The organism is Bradyrhizobium jicamae (assembly GCF_001440395.1).
In the GTDB taxonomy this organism is placed as follows: Bacteria; Pseudomonadota; Alphaproteobacteria; order Rhizobiales; family Xanthobacteraceae; genus Bradyrhizobium; species Bradyrhizobium jicamae.
In genome coordinates this window covers 1-7,968 of sequence record NZ_LLXZ01000055.1, presented here as the reverse complement: position 1 = coordinate 7,968, position 7,968 = coordinate 1, and the positions used below count along the sequence as shown (strand labels likewise).

Genomic DNA, 7,968 nt, shown 5'->3' with positions numbered 1-7,968 from the left:
AACTCAGGCCGGCAATGAGGATCCAAACACCAAAGCCGACGATTCCGAGCGAGATCCCATAGGCGACCGCTTTTCCCATGCTCGAATCCAAACGCAAAACCAGGATCGATACAAGCTGGCGGGCTACCGCCAGATCAAACGGCCCCAGCTTCTGGAAGGACAAGCTGAGGCCGTCATTCCAATGCGCCAACCTGGAAAGCTAACCGGCGCCAAGCAGCAACGGGCCTAGTGGCTCTCCGTTCCTTAATCCGCCGATTGCAATAACCACAGCGCGGCTGCGATCAAGATGACCGCTCCAACCACAAGGACCATCACGTCGATAGTGAGCCACTGGGGGACGCGCATCGCAAGTTTTGTCAAGGCCAGGTCCTCCCCAACCTGCAATCTCCGACAATCCCGAGCGAGACGCTGTGAGCTGGTTCACATAATCGGGAAAAAATGGCAATAGATCGATTCACACTAGCAGAAATCCTTTGTCGGCTAGCGTACAGACCGTCTCCTAGTGGCGGGATATTCTGGAATTCCTCCGGCAATGCTCCCCAAGCCCCGCCGGGGATTCTCCAAGAGCTGGCGGCCCCGGGCAGCAACAGACTGGGGCCGCTGTCATTCCAGAACCTCGTACTCAAAGGCCACGCCCTCGGGATCGTTCTCCTCGAACCATGTTTCCGCGGCGTCCGAATTGGCGAAGACCTTGATGTGCTCGGGGTCGCCAACCTGCTTGCTGGTGTTGACGTAGACAAGGACTGTCATTGGTCTTTCTTGAGCCTCCTTCGAACACTATCCGAAGCTATTTGATCAGGTGCACCAGCATGGCCTCGCAGGCCTTCTCGGCTTCGGCAAACGTCCTAAAAGGCGATCCGCCAACCCTGACGGCCGGTCTGTTGAAATTGATGGGGCGCCAAGAAGCTACAAAGCCGGGCTGCCCGTGGAGGCCGGGGCCATTCCTACTCTCATTGCTGATTACAAATGAGTAGCCGAGCTCAATCGCGCTCCAAATCTCTAGCTCCTCTGTCGCGGGAGCAACGCGGCTGAAATGCAGGGCCATTCCACGATCCAGCGAGCCTCTAAACGGCCCCAGGATTTCGACCTGGGGCCGCCAACCTTTGGCAGGTCTACTTCCGGCCGGGGGGCTTAAGGGGCATCGGCCGGAAGTGAGCATTCGACGCCTCGTCCCGCCCGGAGTTCCAACGATCGCAGCATTTACCGGCGGTACCGGGGCGCGGCTTGACCAAGAAGAAGCGGTCCGGCGGGACGACCTTCCTAGCTCTCGTGGATTGCCAGTCCGGGCCGCTAGCATTGTGATGAGCGGGCATGGGCACCAAATCGCGAGAATTAATCTGGGGCGGACAGATCATGGGCGCTGAGATACGCGCTCGGGGCGCCCGCGAGGCCGCTCAGAAGGCCGCCCGTGAGGCCGATCGCGCTGAGGCCCACGCTTGGTCGGTCCGCATGGAGGGCTACGGCGGGGCGGCCCAACCATCGCCAACGATCGGTCAATGCATTAGCGGCGGTCTGGGCTGGCTTGAGGTTGAGTGCAATCGCTGCAAGACGCGGGCGAGCCTGCCGCTGGATGCCATCCGCCGGACGCGGGACACGCCGATCTGGAAGCTGGAAGCTTCGCTGAAATGCCGCTCTTGTCGGAAAGGTCGCTCGTCACCGCCGGTACGGATGATCAAGCTGACCGAGGCGCGCGAGATCACACCCTACAAGTGGGTACATCCGGACGAGGAGCGGTGAAGGAAAAGCGCAGCATTGGTTGGCGTCAGGAAGGACCACGTCCCTTGATTGTTCGGGATTCAGGAAAACTAAGCAAAGATGCTCTCTCCTGCGGGTTTCTTTGTGAGTTGAGTTATTGCCGAAGCGTATCCAGATGCCAGGGTTCATTAAGCCCCAGCTTGCAACGCTGAAGTCGAAGGCGCCGAACGGCGGTCAGTGGCTGCATGAGATCAAGTACGACGGCTACCGCGTCCAGGTGCACGTCAACGGGGGCCGGAAAAAGGTCTACACCCGGAACGGCCTAGACTGGACCAAACGCTTCAGCGCCATTGCTGGCGCTCTCGACATCCCCGGTGAAGCCATCATCGACGGCGAGGTGGTTGTGGTCCACGAAGGCCGCACCAACTTCTCCGAACTACAGGCAGAGCTTGCAGCAGGCAGGCAGGACCGACTGGTCTATTACGCCTTCGATCTCCTATGGCGTGACGCCGACCTCCGCAAGCTGCCGCAGATTGACCGCAAACAGCTTCTGTTAGACCTGCTCGGTGAAAACGACATCGAACTCCCGGTGCTGTTTTCTGAACATCTCATCGGAGACGGTCAGAAGATGTTTGAGCATGCGGCCAAGCTGAATTGGGAAGGCATCATCTCAAAGCGGGCAGACGCGCCGTACCGCTCCGAGCGAAGTGAAGCGTGGCTGAAGATCAAGGCCGTGCAGAAGGGCAAGTTTCCCGTCGTCGGGTTTATCAAGGACCCCAGTGGGGTCGCTGCTCTCTACCTTGGCAAGCGGGAAGGCAACGATCTTGTATACATGGGCAAGGTCGGGACCGGATGGTCGCGCACTGTTTCCAGCCAGATCAGGAAGCAACTCGACACGGTGGTCAGCCCGAAGTCAAAGTTGACCCGGCCCATTAGGAAGCCGAAAGCAACGTGGGTCGAGCCTGATTTCTATGCAGATGTCGAATACCGGGATATCACTTCCGAAGGCTTGCTGCGAGCCAGTTCGTTCAAGGGGCTGACCAAGTCCTAACATTTGCGCGTTGCACTAGCCGCTCGTACTGCCGTGATGGCGTTCACAACGACAAGGGCAGATAACGTCGCCCCTATGTCGGGTACCGGACAGCAGTCATCTGTTGCTACGTATAGCGTTTATGACCACTTATGACCACCGTATTGCATTTGGTATCTATCGGTGAGGAAAACGCCTGATTGCGCTTTCGCCTTCCTCCAATGGAAAGGAGATGCGCATGCAAAAGCGTCGCCGTTTCGAACATGCATCGACACTTGAAGAGCGATTGGCCGAAGACACAACGCAATTGCGCGAGCAAGCCAAAACGCTCAAGCCCGGTCCTACGCGAGATCATGTCTTGCGACGTATCCGGCAGAATGAAACCGCGTCCCACTTGAGCGAATGGTTGCGGTCACCCGGCCTGAAGCCGCCGGTCTAGGAATGCAGTGATTGCGGAGCCGTCTTCTCAGTCATGACCGACTATGAACTTTGTGAGCAGTCACTCGGCATCGCCTGCAGCGTCCTTGCAAGATCGGGCGAACTTGGCGAGCCGAATGACGCGAGGCGATTTCTGGTTGACAGAATAACTGACATGATGAGAAGCGGCGAACGGCGCAGGCTGCTGCTCTCCAACTGCGCAATCGATGCGTACAGACGACGCCCGGTCAGACTCGTTCAATGATTGACCCCGTCTGCAAGGTCTGCCTTGGCATTGGTTGGAAGTGCAAGAACCGTCCCCAACGTCCGTGGTCGGATGAGCGGCTACATAGCATCCTGTTCACGTTGATCGGCTTACGCAGGGTGGCAGGTAGGTAGGGGCGATGATACGCTGTGACCCGATGGCCGTCGCGGTAGATTGGTTGGATGCCTACCGCGCTTCACGGCTCAATCAGATTGTTGGTATGTACAGCCCGGACGCTGTGGTCGAGTGCGCCTGCGGAGGACGCAAGATTATCCATGGTCAGGAAGGCATCGCGGCCTATTGAAGCGGAATCGTGCCGGCACTGCTGAACATCGGAGCAGATGGCATGATCATTCGATGTTGCTGCGGTCCCGTTTGAGCCGGTCACGTCGTGTCTTCGGCAACGAGTTCGGATAGAGAGCTAAGTCGGGTGAGCACATTTCTTGCGCTTTGGCCTGATCACCTCAGATGTTAGCACCGGCGATGTTGGTTCCCGACGCTCGCGCCGCTAAAAGTGCTTGCCGCTCGGAACCAATGTTCACTTTTGTACTTAGTGTGCGTACGCCCTTGCAGGAGGGTGAAGTGAGTGAAGCAAGCGTTACCGCTGAAGCAGCAGAGCGTCGCCCTTTCAGCCAACATACATGCAATCACTGTGGCAGTGTTGCGCGGCCCATGCCGATCCTCGACAGTCGCCAAGGGAAAAACTTCCGACTGTTCCGCTGCCTTGGCTGCGAGAAGGTGTCTTGGAGCGAAGAACAGTGATCGGACAGGAGGGACAGCGCCCCTCGTCGGCTCACCATTACGCCGAGAGGAACCTGGACAACCGCATCGAGCAGGCCAAGCGTCGCGTTGAGCAGGGACGCAGGATCATCGCTCGGCAGCGCAAGCGCATTGTCGATGGTTCCGCCGCTGCTGATTTGCTCGAAACGTTTGAGCAGTCACAGACGATCTTTGAGGAAGATTTAGCCCGCCTACTCAGGGAGCGAGACGGGAGGTAGGCAATCTTGCCGATGGATCGAGATCAAGGAACCAGCCAGCGCTTAAGGCCCACCATCGCACCATGGCCAAGACCGGACATCTTCGTACTGTCTGTTGCCGCCACGGCGGCCTTGGCGGCCGGCGCGATCAGCATCCTAATGTTCGCGAGGTAGCCGTTTGCGTCTCACGGGACTTCGAGCTGCGGGCTAAGGTCTTTTGCCGCAGCCCTCTTCCTACCAAAGAAGTCGTGCCCGTTGGGCAGGCTCTTATCACCGCATCCCAATTCGAAAGATCATAGAGCCGGTCCATTCGTGAATCGGTGCGCCGCAGTTCCTAGCAATGAAATAGCGACAACAAGGGGAGCCACGTTAGCGGCCATCGCTGAGCACCAATTTGCGGGGGTATCATCTGGATCGTCTGGATCGGTTCGGTTGCAGTCCGGGCGAGGTGCGCCGGCGCCGCCGCAACCACAGCCCTTCTCCCAAGAACGGCCGGTCGAAGTGATTTTCGCAAACCCACCGACTGTTGTCACACCGCGGACAATACCGCATCGAATTCCGCCAGATTGCAAAGGAAAACCAATGTCGGTGCAGTCATTGTGTTCCGGGGTCTTGCTGCGAACCTGAGTTCCAGGAACGCAACCCTTTCCCCTCCGTTCTTTGTTTGTTGAGAGCAGGAGGAACATCATGCCCCCCGTATTCATCCTATGGGCCGTCCCCACGATCATCGTGCTCGGTGGCGTCAGCTATTATTTTCTTCGTGTAATGCACTAGCGTTGAGCAATTCCCCCGCGATACTGGCCGCCTGATCGACGCCAGCATTGACCGGGGAAGCCCAGCGCCGTGTTTCGATTGCCCCGCGGCGTTGGGCCTTAGCCCGCGGATTCTGCCAGGACAGGCTTCCTAGCGATGACGATACGGGTGCGGATCAGCTACAGTGCGGGAGGAGGTACGAGTGCCTATTTACCGACTACTGCAGAACGTTCCGTTGGGTCCGGACGAGATAAAGCGCCTTACGGACGCCTACGAACACACGTTGAGCGTTCTGTCCGTTAAAGATCGCGACGATCTTCTGGCCGAATTAATTGCCAAGAAAATAATCGAGATCGGTCAGACGGGCCTCAAAGATCCAGCGCAAATTTCGGCGCGCGCGATCGAAGTAATTGGACTTCCGTAAGGCCGCCTCAGTTGGCGGCCGCCCGGCGGCCAGTGGCACGCGAAGTCTATCAGCAACGTCCTTGACCGCGCTTAAAGTGAGAAGATTAGAGCGAATGTTTTCTGGCTTTAGTAGACCCGCTAGTTCCACGCGGACGCGACCCATTAGCAACCTCCACGCGGCAGGGCTGTTTACTTAGCACCACCGAGAAGGGGCCTATCTGTAGGCAGCGGTGGCTGAGAGACCGATCGTGCTCCCGCCTGCATAGGAAGGAGCATTCGATGTTACGGCTTCGTTTGAAGAATACTACCTTGGATGAACTGCTGGATGTGCAGCCGCGTTTTCAGGAAGAAGCCCAAGTCATTCGGCCCCGCAGCCGAAGAGAAGATCTGATCCGTAGAGCTAGACGGGCGAACGCCGCTTCTCAACTGCGAGCATTGTCGAGCTCGCCTGGCCCAAGGGCACCGACCTAAGGAGCGGGCACAGACTATAGCACCGCCTTGCGTCCCGGATTTCATCCGCCGATCCCATTCGCGCATTACCGCGCTACGATGGCCGCAGACCTTCCAAGTGAACTTGGGTTCAAGGGCCGACAGCTGACGCCTTTCTTGCCGTCGCCACCTTGTGAGCCGCAGCGCTGATCGAGATAGGTGCGTTTATCCTCATAGATCTGATTTGAGACACACCTTCCCGGACGAGTGCCGTCTAACGCCTCGTGCTCTGATTGGCGGAGTCGTTCGATTTGCGCTCTGAATTGCGCAGGTAACTCGTGGTCCTCTTTGAAGGAAGTTTGTAGTCTCTCGCCAATCTCTCGAACGATCGCGCGGCTATGCGAGGAGTCGTTCTCGGGCGTGCTAACGCAGGCCGAGACCTCGCCTTTGGCTATCTGCGCGAGCGCTTGTTTTTGAACAGCGAGTCCGAAGGACCTTTGGCTATCCGCGACATGCGCCGTTTCGTTATCGGCGGGCGACGGCCTCGCCATACTAATGCTTCGGAGATGTTTCTCGTTCCCGGTTCCATTAATAGACGTTCAGAATTCTAGCGCGTTCGAGTTCCCCCTTGCGACGTCGGGAAACACCCCGGCATCGGCGGTTGCCGACATAACGGCTCATCACACGGACGAGCGCGCAGACTGCTTCTTGTTGGTGGTGATGAAGTAGACTTGCCCCGTGCGGCGGATTGAGCGGAGGCAGGAGTGTGGTCGAAGTTACGGCCGTCCCCACAGATAGCCAATGCCTGAACGGTGGTTACGGCTGGCTGGAGATCGAGTGCGGCCGATGCAAGACAAAGGCGAGCCTGCCGCTGGATGCGATCCGCAGGGCGCGTGACACGCCGATCTGGAAGCTAGAGCCGTCGTTCCGATGCCGGTCCTGCGGGACGCGCCGTTACAAGCCGCCCGTTCGCATGATCAAGTTGACTGAGCGGCGGGAGATTACACCGTACAAGTGGGTGCATCCAGATGAAGAGCGGTGAGGCCCGCATTGCAAATAGAAGCGGACCTCGGTGTCGGTGCCTTGCATGGAGGCTAATGATGTGGTGGACGACGCCCGCTCCCGGCATCGAATGTGCCAAAGGGTGATCGTTGAACAACGAATCACCGGAGGGGATCGTCCACATGCAGGTTAGCACCATCGGCGTTGATCTCGCCAAGAACGTGTTCCAAGTGCACGGCGTGGATAGTGCGGGCAAGGTCATCATCACCCGTCAGTTGCGGCGCAAGCAGGTCATCGACTTCTTGAGCAAGATTCCCCCTTGCCTGGTCGGCATGGAAGCCTGCGGAACCGCCCATCATTGGGCGCGCGAAGTCTCCAAGCTCGGTCACACCGTGCGTCTGATGCCGCCGAGCTACGTGAAGGGCTACGTCAAACGGTCGAAAAACGATGCTGCCGACGCAGCCGCCATCTGTGAGGCCGTGACACGCCCATCGATGCGGTTCGTTCCGATCAAGTCGGCCGATCAGCAAGCCTTGCTGATGTTGCATCGAACGCGGGATCTTTTAATCCGTCAGCGCACGCAGCTGATCAATGCGCTCCGAGCTCACCTTGCCGAGTTCGGCCTCGTTGCGGAGACGGGACGCGAAGGTCTCGCGCAGCTTGCCGCGATCATCACGGACGAGGGTAATCGCGAAGCTCTTCCATCCGCCATGAAACAGGCGCTGCAGGCCATTGTCGATCAACTCGCGGCGCTGGAATTGCAGATCGGGGCTCTGGATCGCGCCATTCACGCCCATCATCGTGCCAATGATATGAGCTGCCGCCTCGAGATCGTGCCCGGGATAGGCGTGATCGGAGCCACGGCCATCGCTTCCACTGTCACAGACCCGAGTGACTTCAAATCCGGTCGGGATTTTGCAGCATGGATCGGACTTGTGCCGCGGCAGCACTCGACGGGCGGCAAGGAGCGGCTCGGCGGCATCTCCAAGCAGGGA

The 7,968-nt window shown here is 58.4% G+C and carries 9 protein-coding genes and 1 pseudogene; 8 read left to right on the top strand and 2 right to left on the bottom strand.

The genetic code is table 11. The features are described from left to right. A partial coding sequence (locus CQ12_RS44945; RefSeq protein WP_198164103.1) for a hypothetical protein occupies positions 1-229 on the top strand: 229 nt, incomplete at its 5' end. Between the two features lie 374 nt (positions 230-603). On the opposite strand, the gene CQ12_RS44940 is transcribed toward CQ12_RS44945, so the two are convergent. Both CQ12_RS44940 and CQ12_RS08765 read right to left on the bottom strand, forming a co-directional pair. Further along, positions 604-750, bottom strand: coding sequence for a hypothetical protein (locus CQ12_RS44940; protein WP_198164102.1), 147 nt, complete (start codon positions 748-750; stop codon positions 604-606). 37 nt (positions 751-787) lie between these two features. Further along, a complete protein-coding gene (locus CQ12_RS08765; protein WP_057834913.1) occupies positions 788-1,045 on the bottom strand; it encodes a hypothetical protein in 258 nt (85 codons plus the stop codon). 266 nt (positions 1,046-1,311) lie between these two features. On the opposite strand from CQ12_RS08765, the gene CQ12_RS08760 reads away from it, so the two are divergent. From CQ12_RS08760 to CQ12_RS08730, 7 genes and pseudogenes are all read left to right on the top strand, one after another. Continuing rightward, on the top strand, positions 1,312-1,737 hold the full coding sequence (locus tag CQ12_RS08760; RefSeq protein WP_157088082.1) for a hypothetical protein: 426 nt from the start codon (positions 1,312-1,314) through the stop codon (positions 1,735-1,737). A gap of 115 nt (positions 1,738-1,852) precedes the next feature. Further along, positions 1,853-2,746, top strand: a complete 894-nt coding sequence (ligD, locus tag CQ12_RS08755) for a non-homologous end-joining DNA ligase (protein ID WP_063799702.1) — start codon at positions 1,853-1,855, stop codon at positions 2,744-2,746. 217 nt (positions 2,747-2,963) lie between these two features. Next, a complete protein-coding gene (locus CQ12_RS42025; RefSeq protein WP_083519198.1) occupies positions 2,964-3,164 on the top strand; it encodes a hypothetical protein in 201 nt (66 codons plus the stop codon). A gap of 1,001 nt (positions 3,165-4,165) precedes the next feature. Beyond that, entirely contained in the window at positions 4,166-4,405 is a 240-nt protein-coding gene (locus tag CQ12_RS08745) for a hypothetical protein (protein ID WP_057834910.1), read from the top strand. A gap of 934 nt (positions 4,406-5,339) precedes the next feature. Continuing rightward, entirely contained in the window at positions 5,340-5,561 is a 222-nt protein-coding gene (locus CQ12_RS08740; RefSeq protein WP_198164101.1) for a hypothetical protein, read from the top strand. 1,197 nt (positions 5,562-6,758) lie between these two features. Next, positions 6,759-7,013: pseudogene (locus CQ12_RS47625) on the top strand (hypothetical protein); the annotation flags it as partial. Positions 7,014-7,155: 142 nt separating this feature from the next. After that, positions 7,156-7,968 (top strand): IS110 family RNA-guided transposase (locus tag CQ12_RS08730; protein ID WP_057834914.1); only part of this gene is annotated, 813 nt, incomplete at its 3' end.